Here is a 16,379-nt window from a genome sequence, read left to right as displayed (position 1 = left end):
CCGCCGGTCACTTGATGGCCCCCGCCGTCATGCCGGAGACAATGTACTTTTGTGTGAACAGGGCAATGACCATGATGGGCACGGTGACCACGGTGGCCGCGGCCATGAGCCCGCCCCAGTCGATGCTGGCGTAGGAGACGAAGTCAAAGATGGCCACCGGCAGCGTCTTGGTGCGGGAGCCGGAGAGCACCAGGGCAAACATGAAGTTGTTCCAGGAAAAGATGAACGCCAGGATTCCCGCCGTCGCCATGCCGCCAATGGACAGCGGCAAGGTGATGTGGCTGAAGGCGCCGATGGGCGTGAGCCCGTCCACCTGGGCCGATTCCTCCAGCTCCAGCGGCATGGAGTCAAAGTAGCTGATCATGATGTACACGATCAGCGGCAGCGCCACGAACATGTGGCTCATGATCAGCACCGTGAAACCGCCCACCATGCGCATGTTGGAAAACACGTAGTACCAGGGCACCAGCAAGGTGATGCCGGGGATGACCCTGGCCATGAGCACCACCAGGGCCGAGCGGTGCATGGTGAACCGGCTCATGGCGTAGGCAGCCGGCACCCCCAGCAGCAGCGACAGGCCCGTGGAGACAAACGCCACCCAGAAGCTGTTGAAGATGTAGATGAAGTAGTTGTTGCGGGTCAGCACGTTGACGTAGTTCTCAAACGTCGGCTTGAAGATGATGGTCTTGGTGGGATCGTAGATGTCCACGTTGGTCTTCAGGGAGGAGGCCACCAGCCAGGCCAGGGGTGCCAGCAGGGCCAGCACGACGACGGCCAGCGCCACCACCCGGAACCAGCCGTAGGCCCGCACCCCTGCCGGCTTGCGGCGCTGTGCGGCCACGGGCCTGGCGTATTCTGCTTGCAGCGACAGATGTGACATCTAGTTCTGTCCTTTCCGGCGGCGGGTCAGGATCCACATGAACCCAATGATGATGAGGAAGAAGATAATCAGGACGGCGGAGGACATCCCGTATTCGTTGTAGTCAAAGCTGAGCCCATAGGCGTACACGTTCAGTGTCTCCACCTCGTGGAAGGACCCTCCGCCCTTGCCCTTGGTGGCATACAGGATGTCGAAGGTCTTCAGGGCGTCAATGCTGCGCAGCAGCACAGCCACTATGACGGTTGCCTTCAGCAGCGGCAGCGTGACCAGGAAGAAGCGCTGCCAGGCGTTGGCGCCGTCAACGCGGGCGGCCTCGTCGGTTTCCTCCGGCAGGGACGTCAGCCCGGCCAGCAGGATCAGCACCACCATGGGAGTCCACTGCCAGATGTCCATGAAGATGGTGGTGGGCAGTGCCGTGGCCTGGCCGGACAGCCAGGGCTGCGGCGGAATGCCCACCCAGGACAGCATCTGGTTGGCGAAGCCCATGTTCGGGTCAAAGATCAGCCGCCACATCATGCCGACGGCCACGGGGGTGGCCACGAGGGGCAGCAGGATCGCCACCCTGACCCATTTTTCGCCGCGGAAGGGGCGCCACAGCAGCAGGGCAATCATCATTCCCAGCACCATTTCAACCACCAGCGCGGTGGCCGTGAAGTACACCGTGCGGCCCACCGCCGGCCAGAACCTGTCAAAGTCCGACAAGACGGTGGTGTAGTTGCCCAGGCCGATGAAGTCCGACGACGCCCGCACCGAGCCGTGCGAATCGGTCAGGCTGAGGTAGAGCGTCCAGCCGAGGGGGAAGATGATCAGCACGCCCACAAAGATCATGGCCGGGGCGGCAAAGAGCCATTTTCGGTGCTTGTTGGCCCAGTCGGAGAAGGACCGTGCGGCAGTCACCTTGGGGGTGTCCACCGGGGTTTTTACGGAAACAGACATGGTTCACCTAGGGAGTTGTCATAGGAGGGCAGTGCCCGGCGGGCCCGGGAGGTGCAGGGCGGGGCAGCTCACTGCGCCCCGCCCTGCGGGTGGTTACTTGTCGGTATCCAGGAACTTCTGGAACGCGGTGTTGGCCGTTGCGGCGGCCCCCGCGGAATCGCCGCCCGTGATGGCGGTGACAATCGGTTCGCCCACAATCTCACGGGCCTTGGCCACGGCGATCACCAGTGGACGGTCGTGCCCAATGCCGTGCTCGGCGCTGAAAGCGATGGCCTCGCCCAGGTCCTTCGGGTAGGTGGACGTGCCGGCCGGATCGGCCCAGACCGACGACCGCGGGCCGGGGACGCCGGCCTTCTGGGCTGCCAGGGTGCGGGCCTTGGAGGTGGCCCACTGGATGAACTTCCAGGCGTTGTCCTTGTTGCCGGAGGCGTCATTGATACCCAGGGCCCAGGACGGAACGTTGTACGGCTTGGACCCTGCGGGCCCGGCCGGGAGGGCGGCAAAGCCCACCTTGTCAGCCACCTTGGACTTGGCCGTGTCGGTGGCATTCTTGTACAGGGAATCGGCTTCGGTGTAGAAGACAGCGTTGCCCTGGGTGAAAATGGCCATGGCCTCCGGCCAGCTCATGTCCGTGCTGACATTCGCCGGTCCATGGTTGTGGAGCAGCCCGCCGTAAAAGGCGTAGGCTGCCTTGGCTTCGGGCGTGTCAAGCGACGCCTTGCCGGACCCGTCGATGAAGTCGCCGCCGAAGCTGTACAGGAAGCTGGAGAACTGTGTGACGGCTGCGGACTTGTTGGTGCGCGCCACGAAACCCGCCACGCCCTTGTTGGCGGCGGAGACCTTCTTGGCCGCGGCTTCGAGCTCTTCCATGGTCTTCGGCACTGCCACGCCGGCAGCCTCCAAGAGGTCCTTGCGGTAGTACAGGACTTCGCGCTCGGTGATGATGGGCACGCCCACCACCTTGTTCTCAAATGTTGTGGAGGACACTGGGCCCTTTTGGAAGTCGGCCCAGTCCCACGCGGCATCCGACTTCACGTTGCTGCTCAGGTCGGCAAGGTACTTGTTCTTGGCGAAGAGCTTGCCCTCCTGCAGCGGGCGGTACATCATCACGTCGATCTCGTTGGTGCCGGCGTTGAGCTTGACGTTGTACTGGTCGGAGAGCTGGTCCTCGCCCAGCTGGGTCAGCTCCACCTTCAGGCCGGAGTCCTTTTCAAATTCAGGGATGGCTGCCTTGATGCCCTCCGTCCATACGTGGTTGGCCAGCGTGACACGCAAGGTGCCGGTGGCCTTTGAGTCGGTGCCGCCACAGGCGGCAACACCAAACGGAACAACTACAGCCACAGCCAAAAGCTGCAGTACAGAGCGTCGCTTCATTACGACTTCCCTTTCGATGAGGCCGGAACCGAAGTTCCAAACAGTTCGCTGGCATTCAAAAACATATGCCGTATTTGTGATGCTAGTCTCATAAAACATACTTATCAAGAGTCGAGACCGAATCGATATGATGCTTCAATGACCGCTCCCCACAGCGCCGCGCCAGCGCCAGTCCCAGGCATGCCGCGCGAATACCTCCATTCATCACTGGTGGACAAGCTGGGCCTGGCCATCGTGACAGGGGAGTTTCCCGTGGGTGCCGTCCTGAGCGTCGAGGAATTGGAATCGCGCTACGGCGTGTCCCGGTCGGTGGTCCGCGAAGTCATTCGGGTGCTTTCCTCGCTGGGGCTGCTGGCTTCCCGCCGGCGCCTGGGCACGCTGGTGCAGCCCCAGTCCGCCTGGAATCTGTACGATCCGCACGTCATCCGGTGGCGCCTTGCGTCGGGCAGCCGGCTCGAGCAGTTGCGCAGCCTGGGCGAACTGCGCTCCGCCGTCGAACCCATGGCCGCCAAACTGGCAGCCGCGCGCGCCAGCTTCACTCAGGCCAGCGACCTGGTGGCCCTGTCCGCGAAGATGTGGGCTTCGGGGCAGGCCTCGGACCTTGAGACGTTCCTGAAACTTGACGTCGAGTTCCACGCAAAGCTGCTGGAGGCATCGGGGAATGAAATGTTTGCCCAGCTTAATTCCCTGGTCACGGAGGTCCTGAAGGGCCGCATTGAGCACGGCCTCATGCCCCACAGCCCCAACCACCACGCCATGGGCTTCCATTCCGATGTGGCCAATGCGGTCCAGCGCGGCAACGGTGACGCCGCACAGGCCGCAATGACCAAGATAGTGGAGCAGTCCATGGATGAAATGGGCGTCATCTGGTCCCAAATCCACGGCGTCGAGGAAGCGTAAATCCGCAGGCAGTCTTGCCCGGGCCGGGGTCTGGCGTGCAACACCCCCGAAACACGGAAGCGATACCCTTTTGACATGCGCGAACTACAGGCACAAATCATTTCAGAACTGGGCGTCCGGCCAGCCATCGATCCGGCAGCGGAAATTGCCCGGCGGGTGCAGTTCCTCAAGGACTACCGGGCCGCCACCGGCACCAACGGCTTCGTGCTGGGCATCAGCGGTGGCCTCGATTCCACGCTGGCAGGCCGCCTGGCCCAGCTGGCCGTGGAGGAGCTCGCTGCCGAGGGCACTGACGCCACCTTCATCGCCGTCCGCCTGCCCTACGGCGTCCAGCATGACGAGGACGACGCCCGGGCCGCACTGGACTTCATCAAGCCCCAGGTGGAGCGGACGTTCAACATCGCCCCGGCCGTGGACGGCTTCGAGGCCGAGTTCGCCAGGGGCGGCACCACGGATCTTTCAGACTTCAACAAGGGCAACATCAAGGCCCGCTCCCGCATGGTGGCCCAGTATGCGCTGGCCGGCCAGGGAAACCTGCTGGTGATCGGCACCGACCATGCGGCGGAGTCCGTCACCGGGTTCTTCACCAAGTTTGGCGACGGCGGCGCGGACATCCTGCCGCTGTTCACCCTGAACAAACGCCAAAACCGGGCCCTCCTGAAGGAGCTGGGCGCCCCGGAAAAGCTGTGGGGCAAGGCACCCACAGCGGACCTGCTCGACGGCGTCCCCGGGCGGACGGACGAGGACGAGCTGGGCATCAGCTACGACGACATCGACGACTACCTCGAGGGCCGGGACATTGCCCCGGAGGCTGCTGCGAACATAGAACGCCGCTACCTGCAAAGCCGCCACAAACGCACCACCCCCGTGTCCGTGCTGGACACCTGGTGGAAATAGGGGCAGCACGGCGGGGGCTGCGCGTATATTCAAGGTGACAAGGAACACCGTCTTTCGACGCCGAAAGGTGAACACCATGAACGTCACTGAAGAATTCCGCGCGGCCCGCAACAAGCTGCTGGAAATGCGCCTGGACAACGCCCGGGCACAACGGGAGTTCACATGGCCGGCGTTCACCGAGTTCAACTTTGCGCTGGACTGGATCGACGCGATCGCCCGCGACCCCGCCACGGGGAACAACCCCGCACTGGTCATCGTGGAACAGGACGGCACCGCCACCAGGCGCAGCTTCTCGGAGCTGTCCCAACGCTCAAACCAGGTGGCCAACTGGCTGCGGAGCCACGGCATCCGGCGCGGCGAGCACATGATCATCATGCTGGGCAACCAGGTGGAGCTGTGGGAAGTGATGCTGGCCTGCATCAAGCTGGGCGTTGTCATGATCCCCACCACCACCATGATGGGCCCGGCGGACCTGCGCGACAGGGTGGAGCGCGGCGGTGCCCACTGGGTAACGGCGCGCGCCGAAGACGCCCCCAAGTTTGCCGACGTGCCCGGGGACTACACCCTGGTGGGCGTCGGCGCCGGCAGCACGGATGCGGAGGCCGGGCGGCCGGTCCTCGACTTCGCGGATTCGGCCGGGAGCCCGGAAAACTTCACCCCGGACGCCCCCACCAAGGCAGACGAAACCATGCTGCTCTACTTCACCTCCGGCACCACGTCCAAGGCCAAGCTGGTGGAGCACACGCACACCTCCTATCCCGTGGGCCACCTCTCCACCATGTTCTGGATCGGTCTGGAGCCGGGCGACGTCCACCTCAACGTTGCCTCCCCCGGCTGGGCCAAGCACGCCTGGTCCAATGTGTTCACACCGTGGATCGCCGAGGCCTGCGTGTTCATCTACAACTACACGCGCTTTGACGCCGCCGCCCTCATGGCCCAGATGGACGCCGAACATGTCACCAGCTTCTGCGCCCCGCCCACCGTGTGGCGCATGCTCATCCAGGCGGACCTGACCCTGCTGAAGCACCCGCCCACCAAGGTCGTCTCGGCCGGCGAACCGCTCAATGCCGAGGTCATCGGGCAGGTGGAGCGTGCCTGGGGCCAGCTGATCCGCGACGGCTTCGGCCAGACGGAGACCACCGTGCAGGTCGCCAACACGCCCGGCCAGCCCATCAAGATCGGCTCCATGGGCCGCCCGCTCCCGGGCTACGACGTCGTCCTCCTGGACCTGATCACCGGTGAGGAGAAGGACGACGGCGAGCTTTGCCTGCGCTTGGACCCCGCCCCCGTGGGGCTCACCAAGGGCTACTACGGGGATCCGGAGAAGACGGCCGAGGCCTTCCGCGGCGGCTACTACCACACGGGCGACGTTGCCAGCCGGGACGAAAACGGCATCCTGACCTACGTGGGCCGCAGCGACGACGTGTTCAAGTCCTCGGACTACCGCCTCTCCCCCTTCGAGCTGGAGAGCGTGCTCATTGAACACCCGGCCGTGGCCGAGGCTGCCGTGGTCCCGTCGCCCGATGCGCTGCGGCTGAGCGTGCCCAAGGCCTACGTGGTGCTGGCGGCGGCGTATGAACCCAGCGACGCGCTGGCGGGCGAAATTTTCGCCTACTGCCGTGAGCACCTGCCGGCCTACAAGCGGATCCGCCGGCTGGAATTTGCTGAGCTGCCCAAGACCATCTCCGGCAAGATCCGCCGCGTGGAACTGCGGGCCAACGAGGTGGCGCGCCACGGCAGCGGCGGTGCGGTGGCCGGCACACCCACCCCGAACGGCCTGGGCCGTGAATACCAAGACACGGAATTCCTCGAAACCTCCTAGGACGCTCTCTCACCAAATGGGCACAAACCCCCGACGCTCCCTCATCAAATGGGCACAAACCCCCGACGCTCCCTCATCAAATGGCATGTTTTCGCGAACGCTCACTCACCACTTTTTAAAGTGGAGGGAGCGTCGCCGGAAACACCGCGAAACGTGAGGGAGGGCCGCCCCAAACACCGCAAAAGGTGAGGGAGGGCCGCCCCAAACACCGCAAAAGGTGAGGGAGCGTCGGAGTGGGGGAACCTTGGAGGTCGTGGGGGCGCTGGCGGGGAGTGCCCTCCTTGGCCGATCGACTCGGCCGGAACACGAGTTCTTCAGCTTTAGTTGATAGTTTGAAGGCGTGAAGATTGCGACCTGGAATGTGAACTCGCTGCGCGCCCGTGCCGACCGCGTGGAGGACTGGCTGCGCCGGACCGACGCGGACGTGCTCGCCATCCAAGAGACCAAGTGCAAGGATGAAAACTTCCCTTGGGAGCTCTTTGAAAACAACGGCTACGAGGTGGCCCACTTTGGCTTCAGCCAGTGGAACGGGGTGGCCATCGCCTCCCGCGTGGGGCTCGACGACGTCGAACGCACCTTCCCCGGCCAGCCCGCCTTTGGCAAGGGCGGCAAGGACCCCGTGCAGGAGGCCCGTGCCATCGGCGCCACCTGCAACGGCGTGCGCATCTGGAGCCTGTACGTGCCCAACGGCCGCGCCCTGGATGACGAGCACATGCCGTACAAGCTGAAGTGGCTGGCCGAGCTCAAGGACCAGGCGGCGGGCTGGCTGGCTGCCGACCCCCAGGCCCAGATCGCCCTCATGGGCGACTGGAACATTGCCCCCCAGGACGACGACGTCTGGGACATCGACTTCTTCATCGAACAGGGCCTCACCCACGTCAGCGCCCCCGAGCGGGCGGCCTTCTCCGCGTTTGAAACCGCCGGATTTGCCGACGTCGTCCGCCCCCTGCACCCGGGCCCGGGCGTTTACACCTACTGGGACTACACTCAGCTGCGCTTCCCCAAAAAGGAAGGCATGCGCATCGACTTTGTCATGGCCTCCCCGGCCCTGGCGGCGCGCGTGTCCGGGGCCGGAATCGACCGCGAGGAACGCAAGGGCAAGGGCGCCTCGGACCATGCCCCGGTGATCGTGGAGCTGGGCTAGACCATGCGCAGCGGGCTGTATTTGGGCGGCGTGCAACTGCCGTTTGTCTCCAGCCTGCGCATCTACCTGCCCCGCGAGGCGTACACGCCGGAACAGTTCGGCTACCTGCGCCAGCGGGTGGAACCGGAACAAAATGCGGTGAGCGTGGACGCCCAGGAGCTGGCGGACTCGCTGGGGCGCGTCAGCAGGCCCAGCGCCAACCCGCTCCCGACGCCGGCCGTGGACAGGGTGCGGGTGCTTCAAATGGATGAGGACGCGCCCCTGCTCTACGCCCCCAACCAGGTGGTGGCGAGGTCCATCGCGGCCACCACTGAACTGCTCTCCGGTCCCCTGGCGCAGCTGGCCAAGCTGGTGGTGCCGGACACCGAATGGGACCGGCACCTGGAACGCCTGGAAACCGTCCCGGGTCCCGGGACCTCCCTGCAAACCCGGGTCTCCACCTGGGGCATCCCCTTCAGCTGGTTTACCCTGGTCTACGCCAACGACCGCATGGAGGTGGTGGAGGCCAACGGCCGCGTCCTCACGGTGCGCATCCAGGTCCCCGTGCCCGTCGCCGTCGAACGGTCCGGGCGGACACTGAAAATGCTGGCGGAAATGGCCCCGGACCTGGACCTGTTCGAGGAACTGGACGAACTCCACGGCTGGCTGGACGGCTTTGACGATGGGGGCGTGGTGGAACTCGACTACGGCCCCGTGGCCAACCGGGTGCACCCGGACGAGTCCCCCGCGGATGTCCACGCCGGCCTGCAGAGCCTGGCCGAAGGGGACCTGACGGGCGCGGCGGCCGCGTACCGCCGCCTGGCCAACCGGTGGATTCCCATCAGGCAGCTGGCCCGCGCAAACTAAGCAAACTAAGCCTGCACCGACGTCCGGGGCGGGGCTGTGGACTGCCGTACAATAAGTTCAAAGGGCATGAACCGCTCCCGCACCGAGTCTTTTTTCCCGGCAAGCTCGCCCAGCACCATGGCGGCTGCGGCCCGGCCGTGTTCCCACGGTTTTTGGGCAATGGTGGTCAGCCCGGCGGGCCCGGAAAAGTCATGGTCGTCGATCCCGGCAACGGAGAGTTCCTCCGGCACGCGGATGCCCCGGCGCTGGGCTTCAAAAATGACACCGAGCGCCATTTCATCCGAGCCGCAAAAAATGGCTGTCGGCAGTTCACCCGGCAGCTCGAAGATCTTGGCCGCGCCCCGGACCCCTTCCGCCACGGTGAAATCGCCGGCAACCATCCATTCCGGCCTCAGTTCCAGCCCGGCCCGGGACATGGTTTCCTCAAAGGCCACAGTCCGCAGTGCGGGAACCCTGAAGTTGCGTTCGTCCTGGACGCCGCCGTGCAGGTACCCTATCCGGCGGTGGCCCAGCCCAATCAGGTGCTCGGTTGCCATAGTCGCGGCGGCGGCGTCGTCAATGTAGACGCCGCTGCACCCCTCCACGGGCCCGCCCACCGACATCAGTGGAATGTCGGTGTGGTGCAGCTGGCGGAGCTCCTCGTCGGAGAGGCCCAGGGAGAGCACCAGCAGCCCGTCGATCTGCTTGCGCACCATGCTTTCCGTGAAGCTGCGCTTCTGCCCGTGCAGGTAGCCGCCAAGGCTGAAGAGCAGCAGGTTGTAGCCGTTGTCGCGAAGGACCTGGTCGATTCCCTCTATGGCGTGCCCAAAGTACCAGCGGTCCACGAACGGCACCAGCACCCCCACGGTCCTGGTGCGCCCGCTGGCCAACCCGCTGGCCGAAGGCGACGGCACGTACCCCATTGACTCGGCCACGGCCAGGACCTTGGCCCGGGTGGCCTCGCTGACCCGCGGCAGGCCCCGCAGCGCCCGCGAAACCGTCGCAGTGGACACTTGGGCCCGTGCCGCCACGTCGTCAATGCTGACGCCCATGGATTCCGCCCCCTTAAGGTGTGTTGCGACTATCCCCTGCCTGGCATGGTCAGCGCGGGCGCCGCGCCGTGCGGGCCGGCAGCTTCCGTCGCAGCCTGACCATTCCCCACAGCCCCAGCACCAGGGCCAGCAGCCCCATGGCCCACAGCAGGGCCGGCTGCCCCGTGACCTCCATCCAGACGGTGACGGCCAGGACCACCAGGGCCCAGAAGCCCAGGAAGCCAATGATCAAGTCGAAGTCCTCGGCGCTGCGCTGCCGGGAGGCGGGGGCATGCAGCCCCGAATCCTTCTGCTTGCGGCCGGCCATCTACTTCACCGCCCCTGCCGTCAGGCCGGCCACGATCTTGCGCTGGAACACCAGCACCAGGATCACCAGCGGGATGGTCACCACGGTACCTGCTGCCATGACGGCCGTGTACGGTTCCTGGTGAGGCTGCGAGCCGGCAAAGTAGGCGATGGCCACTGTCACTGTCTTCGTGGCCTCACTGGACAGCTGGCTGGCAATGAGGAACTCATTCCAGGCACCGATGAAGGCCAGAATGGCGGTGGTGAACACGGCCGGGGCCGCCAGCGGCATGATGACCTTGCGGAAGGCCTCACCCTGCGTGCAGCCGTCAATGCGCGCCGCCTCCTCAAGTTCCCACGGCATTTCGCGAAAGAAGGACGTCAGCGTGTAGACCGTCAGCGGCAGCACGAACGAGATGTTCGGAATGATCAGTGCCTGGTAGGTGCCGATCCAGCCAATGTTGGTGAACAGCTGGAACAGCGGCGTCACAATGGCAACACCGGGGAACATGGAAGCCCCGAGCACAAAGCCGAGCACCAGGAACTTGAAGCGGAACTCGAGCCGTGCCAGCGCGTAGGCGGCAAACACGCCGAAAAGCAGGGCCACGGCGGTGGTTACGCCGGAGACAATCAGCGAGTTCAACAGGTTCTGCGCAAAGTGGTTGCCCAGGTTTTCCGAGAACACGGTGGTGAAATTGTCCCAGGTGACATGCGTGAACCAGGGCGTCGGGTCGAAGGTGTAGCCCACATCGCGGAAGGCCGTCACCACCATCCAGTAGAACGGCAGCAGGCACCAGATGAGGATGATGGCGGCACTGATGTAGGTGCGTGAGCTGGACCAGCGTTCCCTACGACGGGCAACGGACTTTGCCGCCGTCGGATCAAGGGTTGCAACACTCATTTCACTTCGCCTTTCCCGAGTTGGTGGCCGATTCAACGGCGTTCGCCCCCAGGAAGCGGACAAAGATGAACGCCACAATGAAGATGATCAGGAACGTGATGGTGGACAGGGCTGCGGCGGAGTTGAAGCCGACCCGGATCTGGTCCACCACCAGGATCGACAGGGTGGTGGTGCCATTGGCGCCGCCTGTCATAATGGCCGGGAGGTCGTACATGCGCAAAGCGTCCAGGGTCCGGAACAGGATCGCCACCATGAGCGCCGGCTTGACCAGCGGCAAGGTGATGAGGCGGAAACGCTGCCAGGCCGTTGCCCCGTCCACCTTGGCCGCCTCATACACCTGGTCCGGGATCATTTGCAGGCCCGCCAGGATGAGCAGCGCCATGAAGGGCGTGGTTTTCCAGACGTCGGCGATGATGATGGCGGTCCGGGCCGGGACTTCGGAGCCCGTCCACAGGATGGAGGTGTGGAAGAGGGTGTTGGCGATGCCGTCAAAGGCGAAGATGAAGAACCACAGCTTGGCTGTCACGGCCGTGGGGATGGCCCACGGCACCAGGACCGCCGCGCGGAGTGCGCTGCGTCCGCGGAACGTGCGCGACATGATGATGGCCATCCAGAATCCGATCACCGTCTCCAGTGCCACCGAGATGACGGTGAGGAGGAACGTGGTGCCCGTGGCGGACCAGAATTGTGCGCCGAGGGTTCCCGCCGGACAGGAGGTTTGGCCGCTCGGGGTATTGCACTGTTGAAAGATCCAGTGGATGTAGTTGTAGAAACCGGCAAAACCGCCGGCCACAAACGACCCAGTCACGGGGTCCAGGCCGGCGTCCTTTTGCAGGGACATGATGATGGCATCGACAACCGGGTAGACAATGACGATTCCGAGCACGATGACCGACGGGATGACCAGCAGCGCCGCCGCCCGCCCCTGTGTCTTCTGTTTCCGGTCCTGCCCGACTTCCTTGTTCTCAGGCCCCCCGTTTGGTGCCTTCTTGCCGCGACGGGTCAGCGGCTCCGCTTGCATTGACATGCCCTGGTCCTTTCCTCGGGTGCCATTTGCATGGGTTGGTGGCGGGGACGGTCGGTGGCCCGGGCACTCCAGTGCGCGGGCCACCGACCGTCCTCTGTTACTGACGCCTGCCGGTTACGGCGTGGCTGGCGCCTACTGCGAACCGGCGGCCGTGAGTGCCGCCTGCATGTCGGTCAACGCCTGGTCGACTGTCTTGTCCCCCTTCAGTGCCGCGTAGGCATTGACCTGGACGGCCTGGGTGACGGCCGGGTAGAAAGGCGAGACCGGGCGGGGCACCGCGTTCTGGATGGACGTCAGCAGGACGGGAAGGTACGGCAGCTGCTTGACAAGGGTGGCGTCGGTGTACAGGTCGGCGCGGACCGGGGCCAGCGAACCCTGCGTGGCGTAGAACTTCTCCGTCTCCTGGCTGGTCATGAACTTCATGAAGTCCATGGCTGTCGCCTTATGCTTGCTGTAAACATTCATGGCGATGTTGTGCCCGCCCAGCGACGAGGCACCGGGGCCCGTCTTGCCGGGGAGGGGTGCGATCCCGAACTTGTCCTTGACAACGGAGGAACCGTCGGTCTTGGCCAGGTTGTAGACGTAGGGCCAGTTGCGCAGGAACAGCAGCTTGCCAGCCTCAAAGGACTGGCGGCCCTGCTCCTCCTGGTAGGTGATGGCCTGCTTGGGGATGTTGCCGTCCTTGAAGGCGTTGACCAGGTTGCTCAGACCGGCCTTGGCCTCGGGCGTGTTCACGGCCGGCTTGCCGTCCTTGTCGACAATGACGCCGCCGGCCGTGTTGATGGCCTCGGCTGCGTTGACTGTCAGGCCCTCGTATTGCGCAAACTGTCCGGCGTAGCAGTCAATGCCCTTGGCCTTGGCGATGGAGCACATGCCCATCATCTCGTCCCAGGTCTTCGGAGGCGTGGGCACCAGGTCCTTGCGGTAGTACAGGATGCCACCGTCGGACGTTTGCGGGGCCGCATAGAGGGTGTTCTTGTAGGTGGCGGTGGCGACGGTGGCCGGCAGGAAGCCGGTGGTGTCAAAGGCCATCTTGTCCTTGAGCGGCTGCAGCCACCCCTTGGCGGCAAACTCTGCCGTCCACACCACATCGACATCGACGACGTCGTAACTGGCATTCTTGGCCTGGAAATTCTGCACCAGGTCATTGTGCTGCTGGTCTGCCTGGTCGGACTGCTCCTTGAAGGTGACCTTCTCAGTGGGGTGGGCCGCATTCCACTTGTCCACGAGGGGGCGGACGACGTTCGAGTTGTCCTTGCCTTGAACGTAAGTAATGGGGCCGCGCCCGTCCAGGTTGGCGCCGGCGTCGCCGCTGAGGCCTCCCGAACTGGAACCGCCGCTCGATCCGCCGCCGCTGCAGGCGGCCAGCGTCATCGCCAGGACCGAGGCTGCCGCCAGCGATGCAAACTTCCTTGAATGTCTCATGCCACGCTCTTTCTCATAAGTGAAAACGTTCAATCATGAAATGACCGGCCTGGGCAACCACCCGGGCCATTCGGTGATGTGCATCACTTTAGATGGCCTGCGGCGTGGAATGCAAGCGCTTACGCATCATTGTGACCGTTTCATTACCAAAAATTGTGCGCTGCCTCCGGGCGGGCTTCCGGAGGCGAATTTGAGGCACAAAAAAGGAAGGGGCGGCCCGGCCCGGGCTGGACCGTGCCGCCCCTTCCAAGGGTGCCAGAAGCTATTTGTCGTGCTTGAAAAGGCCTGCAATCTTGGCGCCAAGGCCCTTGGCGTTTCCGACGGCGTCTTCGGCGAAGTGCTTAATGTTCTCCCCCGCGTCACCGGCAAATTCCTTGATGTTTTCGCCGGCGTCGCCCGCGAACTCCTTGGCCTTTTCGGCGGCGTCCCCGGCGAAGTCCTGGGCCTTGCCCAAGGCGTCCGCCCCGGCTTCCTTCGCCTGGTCCAGCGGGTTTTCCGGATTGTTCTCGGTCATTGATTTCTCCATCTGGTTGAACTTCGTGCCCCCAGGCAGAACGTACTCCCACGGGTGATGGGAACAGACTAGCGGACTCTCTCGGCTTTGGTGAAGCGTGACCTGGCTCCGGAGCCAATGCTGACCAGCACGGGGACTTGCACGCCCAGCAGCTGGTCCAGGGATTCCACGAGTGCCCCGATGTCGCCGGCCACCTCATGGGGGGCCACGCCCTGGCGCGGCAGCACACGCACACGCAGGGAGGCCTGGCCGCGAAAGTTCCAACTGCTTACGGATGCAGAAGCCAGGTCCGTGCGCTCCGACAGTGCACTTTTCAGGGCCTGCTCCGCCACGGCGCAGCTGAGCACCACCTTGCCGGCGGCGCCGTCGTCCTCCGCACTGCCTGCACGCTCCAGCAGGATCCCGGTGCGGCCCTTCCCCTGGTTGGCGATCCAGGCGACCATCACGATCACCACCACCAGCAGGCAGGCCGCGGCCAGGACCCAGATCCAGCTGCCCATGGTCGGGGACAGCCGGGTCCGCGCGGCCAGCGCGCGCAGCGATTCCAGCTGTGGTGCCGACCAGCCCTGCCACCAGCTCCCGGCCGCAGGGACCGCGGCCAGCGCCACGACGGCCGCGCCCAGAACAAGGAGCATCAGGCCCAAAAGTCCCAGCAGGAACCTGTTGAAGCCGCGGGGTGTGCCGTTCATACGCCGATCACCCCCGTGCTCGCCAGCTGCACCACGACGGTGGGCACCGGGTCCAGGCCCATGGCTGCCACTTCGGAGTCGACGGCGGCCTGGATCCGCCCTCCGTCAATGCCAATGCCCGACGTCGGCCGGACGTTGACCTGGACGCTTGCGGCAGAGACCACCACCACTACCTGCTCACGGGTGACGCCGGCGGCCACGCGGGCGCACCTGGCCAGGGCCGAGGCAATGACCTCGTCGTCCACGACCACCACCACGCGCGGATCCGCCATGACGTGCCGGGCACGGCGGCCCGGAAGCACGGCATGGGCCAGGAAGACCAGTCCCAGCAGGAAGGCGAGGACGCCGATGCTGCCGAGCAGGACGGCGGGAATTCCGTCCGGGAGCCGGGACAGCCTGTCCGCCGCCGTCAACGGGTCCACCAGCCACTCGGGCTGCCCAAAGGCGCGCAGCAGGGCCTCCAACAGGCAATAGACGGCCAGCAGCGACACCAATATGGCGGCGGCCACGGAAAGCGGTGCCCGCGATGAGTGCGTCTCCCGCTTGAGCAGCCGCTGCGTGAAGCCCGTCATTGGACCCTCCCCTGCTCGGTGGCCTGGAGCCCGGAAATACGAATGTCCACGCGGCTCAAACGCGAACCCGTCAGGTGCTCCACTGTGGCCAGAATCAATGCCTTGGCCAGCGTGGCCCGCTGGGCAATGCTGCCGCCCGTCCGCTCCAGCCTGCCGGGGCTTGCCCTGACCGTGCCCAGGGAGGGGGCGCTGATGGGTGAGGAGACCGCCAGGGCCAGCGCGCCGGCGTCGTCCGTCCAGGACACGCGGACGGCGGCAGGTGCCACGCCGAAGACGTCCGCGGCAGCAGCCTGCGCCACCGAGGTCAGGGCCTGGGTGCTGATCCGTGTGTGCCCCGCGAGGCCCTTCCCGGCCTGCCCCGCCAGGCGGGGAGCGGCCGGACTCACGACGACGATCGCCGGCCGGTCAGGGCGTCCAGGACGCCGCGCCAGTCAAGCTTGCCGCCCGCCGCCCTGCCCACAAAGGCGCCGATGGCAACAAAGAGCGCCCCCACGATGAACCCCCAAAAGCCGAATTGAAAGCCCATGAAGGCCAAAAAGGCGCCAAACGCCGCGCACACTACTGTCAGGTTCATGGCCGGTCCTCCGGGTCTGCGGGTGTTGCCTTGGCGGCGGCTCCGAGCCGTTCGGCGAGGCGGGGACGGGGAGCGGACTTCTCGGTGTCGGGGGCAGCGACATATACGTCCGTGATCTCGATGTTGACCTCAATGACGTGGCGGCCCACCAGCTCCTCCACGGCCTGGTAGACGGCGGCCCGGACGGTGCCGGCGAGTTCCTGCAGGGGGTAGCCGTACGCGGCCATCAGGACGATGTCCACGGCCACCTCGGTCTCGCCGACCTCCACCCTGATTCCCTGGGTCAAATCGGTTGCCCCCACCACGTCCCGCAGGGCCCCAATGGACCTCGAGGCGCCCGTGCCGAGAGCATGGACCCCCGCCACGCCCCGGGCGGCAACGCCGACCACCTTTGCCACCGCGGTGTCGGAAATGACCGTGCGGCCCGGCGCGTCAATGGCGCGGGGCGTTTCCGTGACGGCCAGAGGCTGGTCCTGCGCATCCATGTGAGCCCTTTCTGTTTCCCTTACCGTAAGCCTATGTATCCAAAAGATGGGGGGCAACGCCGCGGACTCCGGCTTCA

Annotated in this window: 19 protein-coding genes; 5 read left to right on the top strand and 14 right to left on the bottom strand. The window is 65.2% G+C overall.

Annotation, left to right across the window (positions count from 1 at the left end):
* Positions 1–7: 7 nt before the first annotated feature.
* From LPN03_RS09465 to LPN03_RS09455, 3 genes are all read right to left on the bottom strand, one after another.
* Entirely contained in the window at positions 8–880 is an 873-nt protein-coding gene (locus LPN03_RS09465; RefSeq protein WP_262454056.1) for a carbohydrate ABC transporter permease, read from the bottom strand.
* A complete protein-coding gene (locus LPN03_RS09460) occupies positions 881–1,816 on the bottom strand; it encodes a carbohydrate ABC transporter permease (protein ID WP_240901600.1) in 936 nt (311 codons plus the stop codon).
* Between the two features lie 93 nt (positions 1,817–1,909).
* Positions 1,910–3,190 carry an ABC transporter substrate-binding protein gene (locus LPN03_RS09455; RefSeq protein WP_165180359.1) on the bottom strand — a complete coding sequence of 427 codons (1,281 nt, stop codon included), beginning with the start codon at positions 3,188–3,190 and terminating at the stop codon, positions 1,910–1,912.
* 138 nt (positions 3,191–3,328) lie between these two features.
* Between LPN03_RS09455 and LPN03_RS09450 the strand changes: the two genes are divergently transcribed.
* The 5 genes from LPN03_RS09450 to LPN03_RS09430 all read left to right on the top strand — a co-directional run bounded on the left by LPN03_RS09450 (position 3,329) and on the right by LPN03_RS09430 (position 8,799).
* Complete coding sequence (locus LPN03_RS09450; protein WP_165180360.1) at positions 3,329–4,090, top strand: FadR/GntR family transcriptional regulator; 762 nt, start codon at positions 3,329–3,331, stop codon at positions 4,088–4,090.
* A 75-nt stretch (positions 4,091–4,165) separates the two neighbouring features.
* On the top strand, positions 4,166–4,987 hold the full coding sequence (nadE, locus tag LPN03_RS09445) for an ammonia-dependent NAD(+) synthetase (RefSeq protein WP_262454054.1): 822 nt from the start codon (positions 4,166–4,168) through the stop codon (positions 4,985–4,987).
* Between the two features lie 76 nt (positions 4,988–5,063).
* Positions 5,064–6,809, top strand: a complete 1,746-nt coding sequence (locus tag LPN03_RS09440) for an AMP-binding protein (RefSeq protein WP_262454053.1) — start codon at positions 5,064–5,066, stop codon at positions 6,807–6,809.
* A 340-nt stretch (positions 6,810–7,149) separates the two neighbouring features.
* The gene (locus LPN03_RS09435; protein ID WP_262454052.1) at positions 7,150–7,953 is read left to right on the top strand and encodes an exodeoxyribonuclease III; all 804 of its coding nucleotides are present in this window, start codon (positions 7,150–7,152) and stop codon (positions 7,951–7,953) included.
* Between the two features lie 3 nt (positions 7,954–7,956).
* Positions 7,957–8,799, top strand: coding sequence for a hypothetical protein (locus LPN03_RS09430; RefSeq protein ID WP_262454051.1), 843 nt, complete (start codon positions 7,957–7,959; stop codon positions 8,797–8,799).
* Positions 8,800–8,804: 5 nt separating this feature from the next.
* Here the strand turns inward: LPN03_RS09430 and LPN03_RS09425 are convergent, their stop codons facing one another.
* The 11 genes from LPN03_RS09425 to LPN03_RS09375 form a co-directional block, all read right to left on the bottom strand.
* Positions 8,805–9,830 (bottom strand): LacI family DNA-binding transcriptional regulator, encoded by a 1,026-nt coding sequence (locus tag LPN03_RS09425; RefSeq protein ID WP_262454050.1) that lies wholly within the window; start codon positions 9,828–9,830, stop codon positions 8,805–8,807.
* Positions 9,831–9,879: 49 nt separating this feature from the next.
* The gene (locus LPN03_RS09420; RefSeq protein WP_165180366.1) at positions 9,880–10,137 is read right to left on the bottom strand and encodes an NAD(P)(+) transhydrogenase (Re/Si-specific) subunit beta; all 258 of its coding nucleotides are present in this window, start codon (positions 10,135–10,137) and stop codon (positions 9,880–9,882) included.
* Positions 10,138–11,016 (bottom strand): carbohydrate ABC transporter permease, encoded by an 879-nt coding sequence (locus tag LPN03_RS09415; RefSeq protein ID WP_262454049.1) that lies wholly within the window; start codon positions 11,014–11,016, stop codon positions 10,138–10,140.
* 1 nt (position 11,017) lies between these two features.
* Positions 11,018–12,043 carry a sugar ABC transporter permease gene (locus LPN03_RS09410; RefSeq protein ID WP_316255767.1) on the bottom strand — a complete coding sequence of 342 codons (1,026 nt, stop codon included), beginning with the start codon at positions 12,041–12,043 and terminating at the stop codon, positions 11,018–11,020.
* Positions 12,044–12,175: 132 nt separating this feature from the next.
* A complete protein-coding gene (locus tag LPN03_RS09405) occupies positions 12,176–13,468 on the bottom strand; it encodes an ABC transporter substrate-binding protein (RefSeq protein WP_262454048.1) in 1,293 nt (430 codons plus the stop codon).
* Between the two features lie 262 nt (positions 13,469–13,730).
* Positions 13,731–13,982, bottom strand: coding sequence for a hypothetical protein (locus LPN03_RS09400; RefSeq protein WP_165180370.1), 252 nt, complete (start codon positions 13,980–13,982; stop codon positions 13,731–13,733).
* 68 nt (positions 13,983–14,050) lie between these two features.
* Positions 14,051–14,671, bottom strand: coding sequence for a hypothetical protein (locus tag LPN03_RS09395; protein WP_262454047.1), 621 nt, complete (start codon positions 14,669–14,671; stop codon positions 14,051–14,053).
* Positions 14,668–15,243, bottom strand: coding sequence for a DUF6286 domain-containing protein (locus LPN03_RS09390; RefSeq protein ID WP_262454046.1), 576 nt, complete (start codon positions 15,241–15,243; stop codon positions 14,668–14,670). The genes LPN03_RS09395 and LPN03_RS09390 overlap by 4 nt, the downstream gene beginning before the upstream one ends.
* Positions 15,240–15,629 carry a hypothetical protein gene (locus LPN03_RS09385; RefSeq protein ID WP_165180372.1) on the bottom strand — a complete coding sequence of 130 codons (390 nt, stop codon included), beginning with the start codon at positions 15,627–15,629 and terminating at the stop codon, positions 15,240–15,242. The genes LPN03_RS09390 and LPN03_RS09385 overlap by 4 nt, the downstream gene beginning before the upstream one ends.
* Complete coding sequence (locus tag LPN03_RS09380; RefSeq protein WP_165180373.1) at positions 15,626–15,817, bottom strand: hypothetical protein; 192 nt, start codon at positions 15,815–15,817, stop codon at positions 15,626–15,628. Before LPN03_RS09380 ends, LPN03_RS09385 begins: the two co-directional genes overlap by 4 nt.
* The gene (locus LPN03_RS09375) at positions 15,814–16,302 is read right to left on the bottom strand and encodes an Asp23/Gls24 family envelope stress response protein (protein ID WP_165180374.1); all 489 of its coding nucleotides are present in this window, start codon (positions 16,300–16,302) and stop codon (positions 15,814–15,816) included. Before LPN03_RS09375 ends, LPN03_RS09380 begins: the two co-directional genes overlap by 4 nt.
* Between the last annotated feature and the right edge of the window lie 77 nt (positions 16,303–16,379).

The sequence above is a fragment of the Arthrobacter sp. A2-55 genome, from assembly GCF_025548615.1.
Taxonomy (GTDB): Bacteria; Actinomycetota; Actinomycetes; order Actinomycetales; family Micrococcaceae; genus Specibacter; species Specibacter silviterrae.
Note: the sequence above shows the minus strand (reverse complement) of the source record. Positions and strands in the feature narration are given on the sequence as shown.